This is a genomic window from Mesorhizobium sp. P171375 (assembly GCF_057786075.1).
Map to the genome: position 1 here is coordinate 370379 of NZ_JBYNWF010000001.1, position 17080 is coordinate 387458.

The 17080-nt window shown below is 62.8% G+C and carries 14 protein-coding genes and 1 riboswitch; of the genes, 6 read left to right on the top strand and 8 right to left on the bottom strand.

Annotated elements, in window-relative coordinates; genetic code table 11:
* Positions 1-21: 21 nt before the first annotated feature.
* Positions 22-1029, bottom strand: coding sequence for a thiamine ABC transporter substrate binding subunit (gene thiB / locus ACYHH6_RS01885; protein ID WP_352590007.1), 1008 nt, complete (start codon positions 1027-1029; stop codon positions 22-24).
* 44 nt (positions 1030-1073) lie between these two features.
* Positions 1074-1189: riboswitch (TPP riboswitch) on the bottom strand.
* A gap of 183 nt (positions 1190-1372) precedes the next feature.
* Here thiB and ACYHH6_RS01890 point away from each other — a divergent pair.
* The 3 genes from ACYHH6_RS01890 (at position 1373) to ACYHH6_RS01900 (ending at position 4153) form a co-directional block, all read left to right on the top strand.
* Entirely contained in the window at positions 1373-2032 is a 660-nt protein-coding gene (locus tag ACYHH6_RS01890) for a thiamine diphosphokinase (protein WP_352590010.1), read from the top strand.
* A 1-nt stretch (position 2033) separates the two neighbouring features.
* Entirely contained in the window at positions 2034-3854 is a 1821-nt protein-coding gene (locus ACYHH6_RS01895; protein ID WP_352590013.1) for an ABC-F family ATP-binding cassette domain-containing protein, read from the top strand.
* Positions 3855-3916: 62 nt separating this feature from the next.
* Positions 3917-4153 carry a type II toxin-antitoxin system CcdA family antitoxin gene (locus ACYHH6_RS01900; protein WP_352556679.1) on the top strand — a complete coding sequence of 79 codons (237 nt, stop codon included), beginning with the start codon at positions 3917-3919 and terminating at the stop codon, positions 4151-4153.
* 53 nt (positions 4154-4206) lie between these two features.
* Here the strand turns inward: ACYHH6_RS01900 and ACYHH6_RS01905 are convergent, their stop codons facing one another.
* Together ACYHH6_RS01905 and ACYHH6_RS01910 are read right to left on the bottom strand one after the other, a co-directional pair.
* Entirely contained in the window at positions 4207-5880 is a 1674-nt protein-coding gene (locus ACYHH6_RS01905; protein ID WP_352590016.1) for a hypothetical protein, read from the bottom strand.
* Between the two features lie 76 nt (positions 5881-5956).
* Positions 5957-7255, bottom strand: a complete 1299-nt coding sequence (locus ACYHH6_RS01910) for an adenylosuccinate synthase (RefSeq protein ID WP_352590019.1) — start codon at positions 7253-7255, stop codon at positions 5957-5959.
* A gap of 210 nt (positions 7256-7465) precedes the next feature.
* On the opposite strand from ACYHH6_RS01910, the gene ACYHH6_RS01915 reads away from it, so the two are divergent.
* Positions 7466-8389 carry a DMT family transporter gene (locus ACYHH6_RS01915; RefSeq protein WP_352590022.1) on the top strand — a complete coding sequence of 308 codons (924 nt, stop codon included), beginning with the start codon at positions 7466-7468 and terminating at the stop codon, positions 8387-8389.
* Positions 8390-8500: 111 nt separating this feature from the next.
* Here the strand turns inward: ACYHH6_RS01915 and serA are convergent, their stop codons facing one another.
* The 5 genes from serA to glmM form a co-directional block, all read right to left on the bottom strand.
* Positions 8501-10102, bottom strand: coding sequence for a phosphoglycerate dehydrogenase (serA, locus tag ACYHH6_RS01920; protein ID WP_352590025.1), 1602 nt, complete (start codon positions 10100-10102; stop codon positions 8501-8503).
* Between the two features lie 66 nt (positions 10103-10168).
* On the bottom strand, positions 10169-11344 hold the full coding sequence (locus ACYHH6_RS01925) for a phosphoserine transaminase (RefSeq protein ID WP_352590028.1): 1176 nt from the start codon (positions 11342-11344) through the stop codon (positions 10169-10171).
* A gap of 201 nt (positions 11345-11545) precedes the next feature.
* Positions 11546-12328, bottom strand: coding sequence for an outer membrane protein (locus tag ACYHH6_RS01930; protein WP_352590030.1), 783 nt, complete (start codon positions 12326-12328; stop codon positions 11546-11548).
* Between the two features lie 228 nt (positions 12329-12556).
* The gene (locus ACYHH6_RS01935) at positions 12557-13372 is read right to left on the bottom strand and encodes an outer membrane protein (RefSeq protein WP_352590033.1); all 816 of its coding nucleotides are present in this window, start codon (positions 13370-13372) and stop codon (positions 12557-12559) included.
* 253 nt (positions 13373-13625) lie between these two features.
* Positions 13626-14978, bottom strand: coding sequence for a phosphoglucosamine mutase (gene glmM / locus ACYHH6_RS01940; RefSeq protein ID WP_112559651.1), 1353 nt, complete (start codon positions 14976-14978; stop codon positions 13626-13628).
* 369 nt (positions 14979-15347) lie between these two features.
* Between glmM and ACYHH6_RS01945 the strand changes: the two genes are divergently transcribed.
* Both ACYHH6_RS01945 and ACYHH6_RS01950 read left to right on the top strand, forming a co-directional pair.
* Positions 15348-16346: a hypothetical protein gene (locus ACYHH6_RS01945; protein ID WP_352590036.1), complete on the top strand. Its 999-nt coding sequence runs from the start codon at positions 15348-15350 to the stop codon at positions 16344-16346.
* Positions 16347-16588: 242 nt separating this feature from the next.
* The gene (locus ACYHH6_RS01950; protein WP_352590111.1) at positions 16589-17041 is read left to right on the top strand and encodes a hypothetical protein; all 453 of its coding nucleotides are present in this window, start codon (positions 16589-16591) and stop codon (positions 17039-17041) included.
* Positions 17042-17080 lie beyond the last annotated feature (39 nt).

A 17080-nucleotide genomic window follows, 5' to 3' on the forward strand; every position in this document is an offset into this window, starting at 1 on the left:
CTTCCGATCATCCAGCCAAATCTACTTGCTCATCACCGCCAGCCACTCATCCACCCAAGCCTTGCGGTTGGCCGCAACCTCTTCCGGGCTGAACAGCAGCGTCTTCACCGGCTTGACCAGTTTGTCGAAGGCCGGATTGAGCGGCTTGTCGATTTTCCCCGCCGGGAACATCCAGTTGGTCTCCGGAATGACATTCTGGAATTTCGGCCCGGTCATGAAGGCGAGAAACTTTGCCGCCAGGGGGTTTTTCGCACCCGTGGTGGTGATGCCGGCGACCTCGATCTGCAGATACTCGCCTTCCTCGAAGGATGCCGCCTGGTAGCGATCGGTGTTTTCGGCCACCATGTGGTAAGCCGGCGACGTCGTGTAGGACAGCACCATTGGCGCCTCGCCCTTGGTGAACAGGCCATAGGCTTCGCTCCAGCCCGGCGTCACCGTCAGCACCTTTGGCTTGAGCTTGGCCCAGGCTTCCGGCGCCTTGTCGCCATAAACCGACTTCACCCACAGAAGCAGGCCAAGGCCCGGCGTCGAGGTGCGCGGATCCTGGATGACGATCTTGTCGGCGGCATCGCCTTCGACCAGTTCCTTCAGGCTCTTGGGCGGGTTCTTCAGCTTCTCGGTGTCATAGACGACAGCGAAATAGCCATAGTCATAGGGGACGAAAGTATCGTCGCTCCAGCCGCCCGGCACGCTGTTTTCAGCCACAGCGCCATGCGGGACAAACAGGCCGGAGGCCTTGGCCTCGGCAGTCAAATTGGTGTCGAGGCCAAGCACGATATCGGCCTTGGTCGACGCCCCCTCGAGCTTGACGCGGTTGAGCAGCGCGACGCCGTCGGCGACCGAGACGAAGTCGACGCTGCAGCCGCATTCGGCTTCGAATTCCTTCTTCACCGCAGGACCCGGGCCCCAATCGGCAGTGAAACTCTCATAGGTGTAGACGGTGAGTTTTTCCTGCGCGGACGCAGGCACGGCGAGAAGCGAAAAAGCAAGACCCAGGGCTGGGACAAGACGGGACAAAAACATGCGCATCGGCACCTCCTTCATTCGTGTTTGAAAGGAATTGAGGCGTCGGTCTGTCCGAAGCGTCTAATCCCTCCGCCGGTACAAACCGGATCAGGTTCAGCGGGTTGGCGAGACTGCCTCTCAGCCGACCCGCGAAACATCGCGTTCGGCACCCCGTTAGAGCGTTTCGACACATAGGGCCGGCCAAGGTGCCACGCAAGCGGAACTTTGCCAGAGCATGATCCGAAAAGTGGGAACCGGTTTTCTCGGACAAACGGGAACCGTTTTGTCCGGAGATCATGCTCCAACAAAAAGCTAGCCAAGGCTCGGCCTTCCGTTTCGCCGGCGGGGCTGGTAAGGGCCACCGGATATGAGCACATTCACCATCCTGCTTGGCGGCGATCTCATCCGCACGCCGCGGCTCGACCGCCAGGTCGAAGGCGCGCGCGTCATCGCCGCCGACGCCGGCATCGGCCATGCCCGGATGCTCGGCCTGATGCCGGAGCTTTGGGTGGGCGACTTCGATTCCGTGCCCGCGGAGCTTCCCGTCGATCTCGCCGCCGTGCCGCGCCAGGTATTTCCGCCCGAAAAGGACAAGACCGACGGGGAGCTGGCCATCGCCGCCGCACTGGAGCGCGGCGCCACCAGCCTGGTGCTGGCCGGCGCTTTCGGTGGCAAGCGCGCCGACCATGCGTACCTTCATCTGGCGCTCAGCCTGCGGCTGGCCGAGACCGGCACGAAAGTGCTGTTGACCAGCGGCGCGCAGGAGGGGGTTCCCTTGCTGCCGGGCAAGGCCGGCTTCGACTACGCCGACGGCACGTTGTTTTCCGTGCTCGGCTTTTCCGATCTTTCGGGCCTGACCGTGTCCAGCGCCAAATGGCCGCTCGACCATGTCGAGGTTGCCTTCGGCTCGTCGCTCACCATCTCCAACGAGGTCAAGTCAGAGAAGACCGGGGGCCGGCTCGAAATCGCACTTGGCCATGGCCGCGCGCTGTTGCTCGCTCATCCCTATCCCTTGCCTGAAAGCTGACATGGCCCCGCCCCTTCTCAACCTCGACGGGATAAGACTGACCTTCGGCGGCACGCCGCTGCTCGACGGCGCCGAACTCACCGCATCCGCCGGCGACAAGATTGCGCTCGTCGGCCGCAACGGCTCCGGCAAGTCGACGCTGCTCAAGATCGCCGCAGGGCTGATCGAACCGCAGGACGGCGAAGTCTTCCGCCAGCCTTCGGCAACGGTTCGCTATCTCCCGCAAATGCCCGACATGGATGGCTTTGCCAATGTGCGCGCCTATGTCGAGGCCGGGCTTGGGCCGGCCGACGATCCCTACCGCGCCACCTATCTGATGGAGCATCTCGGCCTCGCCGGCACGGAAAACCCCAACGACCTCTCCGGCGGCGAGGCGCGCCGCGCCGCGCTTGCTCGTGTGATGGCGCCGGAGCCTGATATTCTGCTGCTTGATGAGCCGACCAACCATCTCGATCTGTCGGTGATCGAATGGCTGGAAGAGGAGCTTGTCCGCACCTCGTCGGCGCTAATCGTCATCTCGCACGACCGTCGCTTCCTCGAACGCGTCTCGCGCGCCACCGTCTGGCTCGACCGCGGCCAGACCCGCCGCCTCGACAAGGGCTTTGGCCATTTCGAGGAATGGCGCGACCAGGTGTTGGAAGAGGAAGAGCGCGAGCAGCACAAGCTTGGCCGTCAGATCGTGCGCGAGGAGCACTGGCTGCGCTACGGCGTGACGGCGCGGCGCAAGCGCAACATGCGCCGCCTCGGCGAACTCCAGACCATGCGCCAGCGTTTTCGCGGCCATCGCGGCGCCGAAGGCTCGGCCACCATGGTGGCCAGCGACGCCGCCGAATCCGGCAAACTGGTGATTGAGGCGAAGAACGTCGAGAAGAGCTTTGGCGACGTCACGGTGGTCAAGGGCTTCTCGACCGGCATCCAACGCGGCGATCGTGTCGGCCTGGTCGGACCGAACGGCGCCGGCAAGACGACGCTGTTGAAGATGCTGACCGGCGAAATGAAGCCCGATGCCGGCTCGGTGCGGCTCGGCACCAATCTGGAGATCGCCACGCTCGACCAGAAGCGCGAGGCGGTCGATCCCCAGGAGACGCTGGCGCAATATCTCACCGACGGACGCGGCGAGAACCTCGTCATCAATGGCGAGCAGCGCCATGTCGTCTCCTACATGAAGGATTTCCTGTTCAAGCCCGAACAGGCGCGCACGCCGGTGCGTGAGCTGTCCGGCGGCGAGCGGGCGCGGCTGATCCTGGCCCGCGTGCTGGCGCGGCCGGCGAACCTTCTGGTGCTGGATGAGCCGACCAACGATCTCGACATGGAGACGCTGGAACTGCTGCAGGAACTGGTCGCCGGCTTTGCCGGCACCGTCATCCTGGTCAGCCACGACCGCGACTTCCTCGACCGCACCGTCACCAGCATCATCGCGCCGGATGGTGGCGGCCGCTGGATCGAATATGCTGGCGGCTATTCCGACATGCTGGCGCAGCGCGGCGGCACCCGGCTCGACGACCGCAAGGCTAGGCCAAAGGCTGAGGTTGGCGAAGCGCCGACATCAGCCAAAAGCGAGGCGGCAGCACCGAAAGGCCCCGCGAAGAAACTGTCGTTCAAGCAGAAATTCGCGCTGGAAACGTTGCCCAAGAAAATCGAGGCAGTGACGGCCTCGATCTCGCGGCTGGAGAACAACATCGCCGATCCCGCCTATTACGAGCGCGACCCCGCCTCATTCCAGAAAACCATCGCCGCCCTCGACAAGGAACGCGCCACGCTGGCAGCACTCGAGGAGGAATGGCTGGAACTGGAAATGCTGCGCGAGGAGATGGAAGGCTGAGCTTGCAGTCTTTCAAGCGCGCTGCCATGCTCTTGTCCGTAGGTATGGATAGGGCTGTTCAAATGGCTGATGCTCAGTCGTCGCGAAAATCGCTCAAACTTTCCATTGACCTCCGATTGATCGAAGAAGCGAGGGCCTTGGGGATCGACATCGGTCGCGCCGCCGAGACCGGCCTTGCAAAGGTGATCGCTGCGGAAAAGACACGCCGATGGCAAGAAGAAAACAAGGATGCCATCGAAAGCTGGAACGACTACGTCAGGCGAAACGGGCTGCCGCTAGCCAAGCATCGCCCGTTTTGAGCTAGGCCCGCTCGCCGCTCGGGGAAAGAGCAGGCAGCTTTAACGCTGCCCCATCAGCCCGCAGTCTTCGCCTGCCAGGCCTTCAGCGCCTCGTCGAACACCTTCTCGCCGGGGATGCCTTTTTCCATGGTCAGCAGCGCCCGGCGTCCGGTCTTGTAGACCACCGGCACGTCGATCCAGTCCTGGCCGCGAAGCAAGGTCAGATTGGCGTCCTCGTCGGCCTTGGTGTCGTTGAGCGCCACCAGGAAGAAGCCGTCGGCGATCTTGGCCGGGATGCCGATCAACGGGCTGCCGGCATCCTGCTCCGAGCTCTTCATGGCAACGCGCAGGATGTTGTCGACGCCGCCGCCGTCAAAGCCCTCGGGTGTCAGGAAGATCATCTCGATGATGTGGCTGGCCGGCAGCGTCTGGTCGGTGTTGCGGCGGATGGTCATGCGCAGTTGGATGTCCTTGCCGGGAATGCTCGCTTCGGCGCGAATCGCCGGTTCCGGCGGCAGGTCCCCGCCGGGCGATTCCTGCACCAGCGACCAGACGATGCTGCCGGGTTCGGCCGAGCCCTGCGCGGTCGAGGTGCGTTCCTCATAGAAGATCGCCTTCTGGCCGACCGCAACGGTTGGCTCCGGAGCGGCGGCCGTCGGTGCCGCGGGCGGCGTGCCGGTTGCGGGCGCTGGCGGCGTGGCCACGGCATCAGCCGGTGCTGCCCCATTGGCCGGCGGCGCGGCGCCATCGGCTGGCGGCGTTGCCGGTGGCGTGGCGGAAGCGTCAGGCGCCGGCGTGGCGGGCGCCACCGTGGCTGCGGTATCGCCGGGCGCTGGGGTCGCCGGCGCTGGCGCCGCAGGGGCCGGAGCCGGAGGTGCCGGAGCCGGAGGCGGTGGCGTGGTCAGCGCGGCGACGGATTCGCCCTCGCCAATGCCGCTTTGACCGGCCGCGGGACCGGGGTCGGTCTCACCGCCTTCGGGCGTAAGGCGCTGCGTGAATTTCGTTCCTTCGCCGGCAGCTGCCGGTGCGGGCGCCTCGGCCGTGGGCTTGGCCGGCGCCGGCTTGACCAGCGGCTCGGTCGAAACAGTCTTGGTGTCGCCAAGACCGAGCATCGAGCCAAACGCATCCTTGTTCAGCCAGATGCCATAGCCGCCGCCGGCGACAACCAGCAGTGCGACGACAGCGGCGATCAGCCCGCCATAGCTGCGCTTGCGCTCGGCTGGGCGCAGGCGCTGGAACGTATCCGCGGCCGGCTGCTCGTCATTGGCAAACGCATCGGCGCTATCGTCTTCGGCATCCAGCTCCGCGGCTTGCTCGTTGATGGTTTCTGCACGCGCCGCAGGCGGCGGCGGTGTCGGCGCGGGCCGCTGCCAGCTCGGCTCCGCCCGGGTGGCAGGCGCCGGCTGCACGGGTTTCGCCGGCTGCCAGGCAGGTGCAGGCGCGGCGAGCGGCTTGACATGGCTGGACTGGTTCTTGTTGCGGTCGATGGAGGAGAAGATGTGCTCGAGCTCGGCCAGCGGATCGGATGCCGGCGCCGGTTTGGCATAGTCGCGCTCGACACTTGCAATAGCGTCTTCCAGGGAGCGTTTCTGCGTGGTTATGGCTTCGGTGGCCAGCGGCGGCGAATAGTCCGCAAGCTTCTTCGCCAGCATGGTACGAACGCTGTCATAAATGCGCGTACGCTTTTCGGGCGTCTCGTCGCCGTGCTTGTCGAGCGCCCTTTTCAGAATAGCAACGAAATCTGCCATGCTTCAGTCGACCTGTATTTTGTTTCCGCGCCGGCCCCCGCAAATCAGCCGCGATGCCCGGAAAGGCTTCAGAAAACTAGTCTTGAAACGGATCGGTCACAAGTATTGTGTCGTCCCGCTCCGGGCTGGTGGAAAGGAGCGCGACCGGTGCGCCGATGAGCTCCTCGATGTAGCGGACATATTTGACGGCCTGCGCCGGAAGGTCGTTCCAGCTGCGCGCGCCGGCGGTGGTGCCGTTCCAGCCCTCCAGCGTCTCGTAGACCGGCTCGACGCGCGCCTGCGCGCCTTGGCTGGCCGGCAGATAGTCGATCATTTCACCGTCGAGCCGGTAACCGGTGCAGACCTTGATTTCGTCCAGACCATCGAGCACGTCGAGCTTGGTCAGCGCGATGCCCTTGATGCCGTTGACGGCGACGGCCTGGCGCACCAGCACGGCATCGAACCAACCGCAGCGGCGCTTGCGGCCGGTGACGACGCCGAATTCGTGGCCGCGCGTGCCGAGGAACTCGCCGATTTCGTTCTTCTGCTCGGTCGGGAACGGGCCTTCGCCGACACGCGTCGTATAGGCCTTGGTGATGCCCAGCACATAGCCGATGGCGCCCGGGCCGACGCCCGAACCGGCCGCGGCCTGGCCGGCGACGGTGTTGGACGAGGTGACGAACGGATAGGTGCCGTGGTCGATGTCGAGCAACGTGCCTTGCGCGCCCTCGAACAGGATGCGCTCGCCAGCGCGGCGCTTGTCGTCGAGGATTTTCCAGACGCGGTCCATATAGGGCAAGATCTCATTGGCGACCGAGGTCAGCTCGGTCATGATCGCCTCATGGGTGACTTCGGCATGGCCAAGCCCGCGACGCAGCGCATTGTGATGCGTCAGCAGCCTGTCGACCTTTACGGGAAGCGTTTCCAAATCCGCCAGATCCATCACCCGAACCGCGCGCCGGCCCACCTTGTCCTCGTAGGCGGGGCCGATGCCACGACGGGTCGTGCCAATTTTTGTGCCGGAATTGGAGGCGGCGTCCTCGCGGAATCCGTCCAGTTCCCGGTGCAGCGACAGGATAAGCGCGGTGTTTTCGGCTATTTTCAGGCGGTCCGGCGTCACCTCGACGCCTTGCGCCTTGAGTTTCGCCACTTCGGCGACAAAGGCGTGCGGGTCGAAGACGACGCCATTGCCGATGATCGACAGCTTGCCTTGCCGCACCACGCCCGACGGCAGCAGCGACAGTTTGTAGACCTTGCCGTCGACGACCAGCGTGTGGCCGGCATTGTGGCCACCCTGGAAGCGCACGACCACGTCGGCGCGCTCCGACAACCAGTCGACGATCTTGCCCTTGCCTTCGTCGCCCCATTGCGAGCCGACGACCACCACATTGGCCATGTTTCTTTTCCCTTGAAATGCCGCCCTGGCGGCCTGGATATGGTTCGAAACGACAGGCCTCTATAGCGTCAAGACCTCGCAAGTGCGACCTTTCTTTGCCGCCGAAAATGCCCTGAGGCACAACAATTTTCGGCTTTGACATCATTTACTTGGGCTGGCGGGAGCCTTAGGCCGGCAACACCGCAGCTTCTGCGGCTGCCGGAATCTGCCATGCATCGACGCGCCTACCTGTTCCTGCTGATCACCACCTTGCTGTGGGGCGGCAATTCCGTCGCCGGCAAGCTGGCGATCGATCATGTCTCGCCGATGATGCTGGTCTTCCTGCGCTGGGTTCTGGCGGTGGCGATCATGTTGCCGATCGGCTGGCGCACGATCCGTGAAGACTGGCCGGTGGTGCGCAAACACTGGCTGCTGCTCGGCGTGCTTGGCGCCTGCGGCTTCACTTTGTTCAACACCATCTTCTACACGGCGCTCAACTATACGACCGCGATCAACGTCTCGATCGAACAGGCGGCGATGCCGATCGTGATCATCGTCGCCAATTTCATCTTTTTCCGCTTGCGGGTGAACTGGGCGCAGGTCGCCGGCGTCGTGCTGACCATAGCGGGCGTGGTGCTGACCGCCTGCCACGGCGACCCGCGCCGGCTGCTGACGCTGGAACTCAATTTCGGCGACGCCATCATGCTGATCGCCGTCATCCTCTACAGCGGCTATTCGGTCGGGCTGCGGCTGAAACCGGAGATGCGCTGGCAAAGCCTGATGCTGGCGCTGTCGATCGCAGCGCTGATCACCTCGCTGCCTTTTGTCCTGTGGGAAGCCGCGGCTGGCAAGGTCATCGTCCCCGATGTCAGCGGTTGGCTGATCATTGTCTACACCGCGGTCGGCGCCTCGGTCATTTCGCAGATCCTCTACATCAGGGGCAACGAACTGATCGGCGCCAACCGGGCCGGCCTGTTCATCAACCTGGTGCCGATCTTCGGCACGCTGCTGTCCGTGCTGATCGTCGGTGAGACATTCCAGCTCTACCAGGCGCTGGCGCTCGTCCTGGTGCTGGGCGGCATCTCGCTCGCCGAATATAGCGGGCGCAAGATGGCGGACCTGCCGCTGGTCTTAAACGAAGAAGGCGCGGACTAGAGCAATCCCAGGAAAGTGGGAACCGGTTTTCCCGGGAAAAAGCGCGCAGCGCTTTCCCTTGGGATTGCGCCCAACAAAGCCCGCGCCTTCGATTCCGTCGCTACGTCAGGATCACATCGCGTTGACGTCGAACTGCAGCCGTTTGGCCGAGTCGATCGACTTGTGCGCCTTGACCTGTTCCAGCACATTCTCCGGGAACGGCGCATCGAGATAGAGCAGCGCAATCGCGTCGCCGCCTGGCCGGTTACGTCCCAGCTGGAAATTGGCGATGTTGACGCCGTTCTCGCCGCACACCGTGCCGAGCAGGCCGATAATGCCGGGCGCATCGGCGTTGGTGGTGTAGAGCATGTGCTGGCCGACTTCGGCGTCGAGATTGATGCCCTTGATCTGGATGAAACGCGGCTTGCCGTCGGAGAAGCAGGTGCCGGCGATCGAGCGCGTCATGTGCTCGGTCTTGACCGTCAGCTTGATGTAGCCGTCGAACACGCCCGACTTGTCGCGCTTGACCTCGGCAACGATGATGCCGCGCTCCTTCACCATGATCGGCGCCGACACCATGTTGACGTCGGAGACCTGCGGCCGGATCAGGCCGGCAAGCGTGGCGCTGATCAGCGCGCGTGTGTTCATCGTCGCGGTCGAGCCGTCGAACAGGATCTCGACCTCCTTGATCGGATCTTCGGTGACCTGGCCGACGAAGGCGCCGAGCACTTCGGCCAGCTTGACGAAAGGCTTCAGCCGCGGCGCTTCCTCGGCGGTGATCGACGGCATGTTGATGGCGTTGGAAATGGCACCCTTGATCAGGTAGTCCGACATCTGCTCGGCGACATGCAGCGCGACATTCTCCTGCGCTTCGGTGGTCGAAGCGCCGAGATGCGGCGTTGCCACGACATTCTCCATACCGAACAATTCGTGGTTCTCCGCCGGTTCGATCTCGAACACGTCGATGCCGGCGCCTGCCACCTTGCCGCTCTTCAGCGCCGCGACCAGATCGGCCTCGACGATGAGCCCGCCACGCGCACAATTGATGATGCGCACGCCGGTCTTCATCTTGGCGATCGCGGCGGCGTCGATAATGTTGCGCGTCTTGTCGGTCAGCGGCGTATGCAAGGTGATGAAGTCGGCGCGGGCGAACAGCTCGTCGAGCTCTACTTTTTCGACGCCGAGCTCCTCGGCGCGGCTGTCCGACAGGAACGGGTCGAAGGCAATGACATGCATCTTCAGCCCGACGCCGCGCGTGGCGACGATCGACCCGATGTTACCGCAGCCGATGACACCCAGCGTCTTGCCGGTGATCTCGATGCCCATGAAGCGGTTCTTTTCCCATTTGCCGGCATGGGTGGAGGCGTTGGCCTCCGGAATCTGGCGGGCCAGCGCGAAGATCATTGCCACCGCATGCTCGGCGGTGGTGATCGAATTGCCGAAGGGCGTGTTCATCACGATGATGCCCTTGCGGCTCGCCGCCGGGATGTCGACATTGTCGACGCCGATGCCGGCACGGCCCACGACCTTCAGCCTGGTGGCGGCGTTGATCAGCTTTTCGGTGACCTTGGTCGCCGAGCGGATGGCAAGACCGTCATATTGGTCGATGACTTCAAGCAGTTTTTCCTTGTCCTTGCCGAGATCGGGCAGGTAGTCGACCTCGATGCCGCGGTCTTTGAAGATCTGCACGGCGGTGGTGGAGAGTTTGTCTGAGACGAGAACGCGGGGCGCCATGGCGACCTCCTTCAAATGGAATTTGATCCGTGGGAATAGGCGGCCCGAAGGCCGCCGCAAGAAATCTCAGGCCGCCGCTTTCAGCGACGCCTTCTGCGCGGCAAAGGCCCAGTCGAGCCAGGGCAGCAGCGCTTCGAGGTCGGCTGTCTCGACAGTCGCGCCGCACCAGATGCGCAGGCCGGGCGGTGCGTCGCGATAGGCGCCGATGTCATAGGCAACGCCTTCCTTGTCGAGCACCGACACGAGCCCCTTGGCGAAAGCCGCCTGTCCGTCGGCATCGAGTGCCGCGACTTGAGCGTCGGTGAAGGACAGACACACGGAAGTGTTGGACCTTGTCGCCGCATCGACTGCGAGATGGCCGAGCCATGAGGATCTGTCGACAAAGCCGTCGAGCACAGCGGCGTTGGCATCCGCTCTGGCAATCAACGCGTCGAGACCGCCGATCGACTTCGCCCAATTGAGCGCGTCGAGATAATCCTCGACGCACAGCATAGACGGCGTGTTGATGGTCTCGCCTTTGAAGATGCCTTCGATCAGCTTGCCGCCCGACGTCAGGCGGAAGATCTTTGGCAGCGGCCACGCCGGCTTGTAGGTTTCCAGCCGCTCGACGGCGCGCGGGCTGAGGATCAGCATGCCGTGCGCGCCCTCGCCGCCCAACACTTTCTGCCAGGAGAAGGTGACGACATCCAGCTTCTGGAAATCGAGCCTCTGGGCGAATGCGGCCGAGGTCGCGTCGCAGATCGTCAACCCTTTGCGGTCGGCCGGAATGAAATCGCCGTTCGGCACCCGAACGCCTGAGGTCGTGCCGTTCCAGGTGAAGACCACGTCGCGGTCGAAATCGATCTTCGCCAGATCAGGCAGCTCGCCATAACCCGCTTCTATCTTTCTGGTATCGGCGAGCTTCAGCTGCTTGACGACATCGGTCACCCAGCCGGAGCCAAAGCTTTCCCAGGCGACCATGTCGACGCCGCGCTCGCCAAGCAGCGACCATAGCGCCATCTCGACGGCACCGGTGTCCGACGCTGGCACGATGCCGATGCGGTAGTCCGCTGGGACCTGGAGAATTTCCCGCGTCAGCTCGATCGCCTGTTCGAGCTTGGTCTTGCCGATCTTGGCGCGGTGGGAACGGCCGAGCGCAGCGTTCTTCAGCGCCTCGACCGACCAGCCGGGGCGCTTTGCGCAGGGACCTGAGGAGAAATTGGGGTTTGCCGGACGGAGTCCGGGCTTCGTATGCGTCGTCATCGTGGTCTATCCTTCCAGATAGTGGCCCCTCGTTGGGGAGGGGTGGCCCACGGACGGCGATATGCGTTCAGCCATCAGGCGTCAAGAGGAAAGTTTTTGTCGCGGACAAGATACAAGCGATCCGCGATCAGGATGTCGTGAGCCCAAACGCAAACGGCGGATCGAAAAGATCCGCCGTCAGGCTTCGTGTCTATAGCGAGCCTACCAGAGGTCGTAACGCAGCCCGAGTTTGACCTGATGATTGCTGATGCCCTTTCGGATCGGATACGACGTCAGGCTCGCGGCCGTGACATATTCGGCATCCGGCGCCGAAAAATACTGATAGCCGAGATCGACGGAGACATTCTTGGTGATCTGATAGGCCAGGCCCGCATCCAGCGTATAGGCCAAGGCATACTGGGTCTTGTTGTCGCTCCGGACGAAATCATCGGTGGCGTCGAGATTGTCGGTGAAGTAACTCGCCGACAGCTTGTATTTGCTCCGGACCAGCCCGATGCCGGCACCCAAATAGGGTGTGATCCCGACATAAGTGCCAAGATCGACATAGCCATTGACCATCCCCGACAGGGAATAATTCTCCAGGGACGCCGACGCCACCGTTGCCGTGGCCGGCGGTATCACGGTCGCGGTGTCGTCATAGTGGATGCCAACCTTGTTGCCCGGCAGATAGCCGAGATTGATATCGGCGCGCAGATAGTCGTTGAAATGATAGCCGAAGCCGATGCTGGCAAAGGCCGGATCCTGCTTTTCGCTGAAGCTCCCTGGCGGCGAAGGCGCGAAGGTGAAATCCTGATCCTGGTAGCTCTTCTGCGCCAGATAGGAGACGTCGCCGCGCAGATACCAGCCCGAACCGACCTCGACCGGTTGATAGTCCGGCGCCTGATCGACATAGACCGGCGGATCGTAGTCGGCGGCCTGCGCGGGCGTCAGCGGAGCAAGCACGAGTGCGGCTAGCGCCGGCGCTGTCAGCGATTTGAAATTCATGGGTCCCCGGCTCCTGAAATTGGCGCGCGTCATTTGATTGCAAGCGCCGTTTCAGTAGGCATTGTTAACCATAGTGGTTAAGTGCGGGTTAAGGATAACGCGGCGTTACCGAATTGATTTCGGCAGGCTTTCTTCAGCGCAGGCGGCGGATGGAAATGCACCGCAATCGCCAAACGAAAACCGCCCGGCATAACCGGGCGGTTCGCGAATTCCAGGATTTCGAAGCGACTACTTGGTGTAGATCGGCTCCGGCTCGGGAACGTAGGGTTCCGGCGATGTGCAACCATTATTGCCGCCGAACTGATAGCGCAGACCGCCGCGTACCTCATGTGTGTTGATGCCATGGTCGAAGCCTGGCCCGGAACTGCTCACGTCGAAGTCGAACATGCGGCCTCCCTCAATGTGAGAGTAGCGATAGCCGGCATCCAGGATCACCCTGTCGGTAAGGCAATAGGACGCGCCGGCCATGAGCGCGTAGGCAAAGCGCCAATTCTTCGACCCGGGGTTGGTCTCGGTTGTGTTCGGGTCGTGGACGGTATCCCATTTGACGTGCGCGCCGCCGATGCCAGCGCCAACATAAGGCGTGATGCCGTGCCAGGTGCCGATATCGTAATAGGCGTTGGCCAAGAGCAGCAATGCGCTCATTTTCGACACTTCGACCGATGTCGTAACGCCATCGTTGGTTGATCCGTTGAAGTCCGAAGCGAACCAATAGTCGGCTGTCAGGTCGGTACGAAAATGATCGTTGATCTTGTAGCCAATGCCGGCGCCGAGTGAGAAGCCGCCCTTAAGCTCGCCGGAATCGAAAACATTGCTGCCGGGAGGCGGCCCGTAGGTGATATAGTCGATGCCGCGCAAATCCGACTTATGATAGTCGATGTCGCCGCGGATGTACCAGCCGCCGAAATCGGCGGGCGGCTCATAGGCAACCGGCGGAGGCGCTTCCTCGACCACCGGCGGTTCCGCCAGATCGGCGGCGAAAACCGGCCCGGCCACGCCTGCGAACAGCGCGGCAAGGAGAGCCATTTTTGCTGTATTGAACATGCTTGTCACCCCTGAGAACCGTCGGGAAAAATCCAACCCGCCCGAATATGATTGACCTCAGTTGTGGATAATGAATTGCAAAAGTTAAAACGCGTTTAACCCTGTCGATTAACCACGAATTCTCGATATTTTAGCAAACAGTCTCTGCCGGCATCATGCTGGGGCCACCCCGCCCGAAACAAAAAGCCCGCCTGGAGGCGGGCCTTGAGGTCTTCGAGCCGGCAGTTCGCGCCTGCCGCTGGAGGCGGCGCGATCAGGCGGCGCTGCGCGTTTCCGAGATGATGTCGACAATGTCGTTGACCACGGCTTCGACCAGCTGCGGGTCGTCGCCCTCGGCCATGACGCGGATCAGCGGCTCGGTGCCGGAGGGCCGGATGACCAGTCGACCGGCCCTGCCGAGACGGTTGCGCGCATCTTCGATCGCCGCCTTGACCGGGGCTTCCTCAAGCGGCTTGCCGCCGGCGATGCGGACATTCTTCAACAGCTGCGGCACGGGCTCGAACTTCTTCGACAATTCGCTCACCGGGCGGTTCTGCCGCTTGATGCAGGCGAGAACCTGCAGCGCCGAGACGAGCCCGTCGCCGGTAGTCGAGAAATCGGACAGCACGATGTGGCCCGATTGCTCGCCGCCGACATTCAACCCATGCGCGCGCATATGTTCGACGACATAGCGGTCGCCGACCTTGGTGCGGTGCAGCTGCAGCTTCATGTCGCCGAGAAAGCGTTCGAGGCCGAGATTGGACATCACCGTCGAGACGACGCCGCCGCCGGCGAGCCGCCCGTTCTGATGCCAGGATTCGGCAATCAGCGCCATGATCTGGTCGCCGTCGACGATCGTGCCGTTCTCGTCGACGATGACGACGCGGTCGGCATCGCCGTCGAGCGCGATGCCGATGTCGGCGCGCACTTCATGCACCTTCTTCTGCAGGCCGGCCGGATGGGTCGAGCCGCATTCCTTGTTGATGTTGAAGCCGTTCGGCTCGACATTGATGGCAATGACCTCGGCGCCCAATTCCCAAAGGGCGGCCGGCGCCACCTTGTAGGCGGCGCCATTGGCGCAGTCGACGACGATCCTGAGACCCGACAGCGACATCGAGCGCGGCAGCGTGCGCTTGGCGAATTCGATGTAGCGGTCATGCACGCCGTCGACGCGCTTGGCGCGCCCGAGCCCGTCGGAATCGGCGAGCGCCAGCTCGATGTCCTTGTCGAGCATGCTCTCGATCCGCTCCTCGATCTCGTCGGAGAGCTTGTAGCCATCAGGCCCAAACAGCTTGATGCCGTTATCGAAGTAAGGATTGTGCGAGGCCGAGATCATGACGCCGATATCGGCGCGCAGCGAGCGCACCAGCATGGCCACCGCCGGCGTCGGAATCGGGCCGAGCAGGAAAACATCCATCCCGGCGGCACAAAGGCCGGCCACCATCGCATTCTCGATCATGTAGCCGGACAGCCGCGTGTCCTTGCCGAGCACGACGCGGTGGCGGTGGCTGCCGCGCTGGAACGACAGGCCGGCGGCCATGCCGACCCGCATCGCGATCTCAGCCGTCATCGGAAATTTGTTGGCGCGCCCGCGAATGCCGTCGGTGCCGAAATAGTGCCCTGCCATGCTAGCCAGAATCCCCGTCGGTTTTTCAGCTGCCCGTAATGCCACAAAATTGGGCACCACAAATCATCACAATGTATGATCGTATGTTACCAATCCTTAGAAAATCATTGTAGCGATCTGTTCAAGTGTTTCCACAACCTAAAACGGTGACACGGTCTTGCCGCAATATAGCAGTCACACTAAGCCGCTCTGCGCAGGTTGTCCGGTAACCCTTCTTTTCGAGGCCGTAGATCGCAATGATTTCATCACCTTGTCGGGAGGACGCGCTTTGCGAGGGTATCGGCCTGAGCTAGCGTCTGGCGCAGCCTAGCGTTGAGAGCTATTGATTCACCAAAGGGACACCATCGGCGCAGCAACGGGAGAAACGCCATGCTCATCCATAAACTTGCAACCTTGACGGGTCTTGCCGTCGCAACCTTGTTCATGGCGGCGCCCGCCAACGCGCTTACCATGGCCGAGTGCAGTACCAAGTATAATGCCGCCAAAGACGGCGGCACGCTGAACGGACAGACCTGGAACCAGTTCCGTAAGGCCGAATGCGGCACCGACGCGGCCGCCACCACCGAGACCGCCAAGCCGGCCAAGAAGGCCGCCGCGGCCAAGGACACGACCAAGGCCGCTGCTGCCGCCGACGACGGCGGCACGGGCCTGACGGCCAAGGAATGCAGCGCCAAATACCAGGCTGCGAAGGTTGCCGGCACGCTCAACGGCGTGAAGTGGAACGATTTCCGCAAGACCGAATGCGCCGCCGGCGCCAGCGCCACGGCAGAACCCGCCAAGGCCACGACCAAGGCTGCAACCGCAGCCGACGATGGCGCCAAGGGCCTGACGGCCAAGGAATGCAGCGCCAAATACCAGGCGGCAAAGGCCGCTGGCACGCTCAACGGCGTGAAGTGGAACGACTTCCGCAAGACCGAATGCGCCGCTGGCGCATCCGCGGCGGCAAAACCGGCCAAGGCCACGACCAAGGCAGCTGCCGACAGCAGCGGCAAGGGTCTGAGCATGGCCGATTGCAGCGCCAAGTATCAGGCGGCCAAGTCTGCCAACACACTGGGCGGCAAGAAGTGGAACGACTTCCGCAAGGCCGAGTGCGGCGCCGGCGCCGATGACGACGACACCGTCCCGGCTCCGAGCGAGGCGACTTATACCAGCGAGCCCGAGAAGCCCTCGGTCACCGCTCCCAAGGGCGTGAAGTTCCCGACCGCCATCTCGAAGAAATACGCCAGCGAGACGCCGGCCAAGGGCCGCATGCATACCTGCCTCGAGCTCTACTACGCCAACAAGGATGCCGACACGCTGAATGGCCTGCGCTGGATCCAGAAGGGCGGCGGCTTCTACAGCCTCTGCAATGCCAAGCTGAAGAGCTGATCGCGTAGCCATTTTCTCCAGACAAAGGCCCGCGCATCGCAACATGCGCGGGCCTTTTTGTTGCGCTCGAAGACGCCCGGTTTGCTCGCGGTCTACATACCGCGGAAGCTGTCGGCATCATCTATTCGCCCACACTGCCCACCGCCAGACTTATCGGTGGTACGCAAAGATTCCAATTGAACATATACGGAACAAACAGTATACAAAAGGACATCGAACTTTTGTCAACCAAGGAGGGTCTTATGTCCAGATTGAAATTGGCGGCATTGGCTGTGACGGCATGGGTTGCTTGGAGCGTCGCCCCTGCAAGCGCACTGACGATGAAGGAATGCGGCGAGGCCTATCGCACAGCCAAGGAAGGCGGCACTCTGAACGGCATGGATTGGACCGCTTTCCGCACGGAGAAGTGCGCGACGTCAGCTGCGGAGAGTGCCAGCGCGGATACGGTCAAAACCGAGCCGCAGCCGAAGACGGAAACCAGCGCGGCGGTCGCCCCCGCTGTAGCGCCGGCGGGCGTGACATTCCCGACCACCCTCGCCGCCGAGTTCAAGACCGAAAAGCCCGCGAAGGCGCGGATGAAGACCTGCCTGCAGGGTTACCACGGCAACAAGGACGCAGGTACGTTGAACGGCCTTCGCTGGATCCAGAAGGGCGGCGGCTATTACAGCCTCTGCAATGCCAAGCTGAAGAGCTGATCGGCCAGCAGCGTTTGAAGATCGAAAAGCCCGCCAACC

Excerpts from the sequence above, each read along its gene's own strand:
- ACYHH6_RS01905 (WP_352590016.1), bottom strand. The coding sequence starts at position 5,880 with ATGGCAGATTTCGTTGCTATTCTGAAAAGGGCGCTCGACAAGCACGGC.
- ACYHH6_RS01910 (WP_352590019.1), bottom strand. The coding sequence starts at position 7,255 with ATGGCCAATGTGGTGGTCGTCGGCTCGCAATGGGGCGACGAAGGCAAG.
- ACYHH6_RS01915 (WP_352590022.1), top strand. The coding sequence starts at position 7,466 with ATGCATCGACGCGCCTACCTGTTCCTGCTGATCACCACCTTGCTGTGG.
- ACYHH6_RS01945 (WP_352590036.1), top strand. The coding sequence starts at position 15,348 with ATGCTCATCCATAAACTTGCAACCTTGACGGGTCTTGCCGTCGCAACC.
- ACYHH6_RS01950 (WP_352590111.1), top strand. The coding sequence starts at position 16,589 with ATGTCCAGATTGAAATTGGCGGCATTGGCTGTGACGGCATGGGTTGCT.
- ACYHH6_RS01925 (WP_352590028.1), bottom strand. The coding sequence starts at position 11,344 with ATGACGACGCATACGAAGCCCGGACTCCGTCCGGCAAACCCCAATTTC.
- serA (WP_352590025.1), bottom strand. The coding sequence starts at position 10,102 with ATGGCGCCCCGCGTTCTCGTCTCAGACAAACTCTCCACCACCGCCGTG.
- ACYHH6_RS01900 (WP_352556679.1), top strand. The coding sequence starts at position 3,917 with ATGGCTGATGCTCAGTCGTCGCGAAAATCGCTCAAACTTTCCATTGAC.
- ACYHH6_RS01930 (WP_352590030.1), bottom strand. The coding sequence starts at position 12,328 with ATGAATTTCAAATCGCTGACAGCGCCGGCGCTAGCCGCACTCGTGCTT.
- glmM (WP_112559651.1), bottom strand. The coding sequence starts at position 14,978 with ATGGCAGGGCACTATTTCGGCACCGACGGCATTCGCGGGCGCGCCAAC.
- ACYHH6_RS01890 (WP_352590010.1), top strand. The coding sequence starts at position 1,373 with ATGAGCACATTCACCATCCTGCTTGGCGGCGATCTCATCCGCACGCCG.
- thiB (WP_352590007.1), bottom strand. The coding sequence starts at position 1,029 with ATGCGCATGTTTTTGTCCCGTCTTGTCCCAGCCCTGGGTCTTGCTTTT.
- ACYHH6_RS01935 (WP_352590033.1), bottom strand. The coding sequence starts at position 13,372 with ATGTTCAATACAGCAAAAATGGCTCTCCTTGCCGCGCTGTTCGCAGGC.
- ACYHH6_RS01895 (WP_352590013.1), top strand. The coding sequence starts at position 2,034 with ATGGCCCCGCCCCTTCTCAACCTCGACGGGATAAGACTGACCTTCGGC.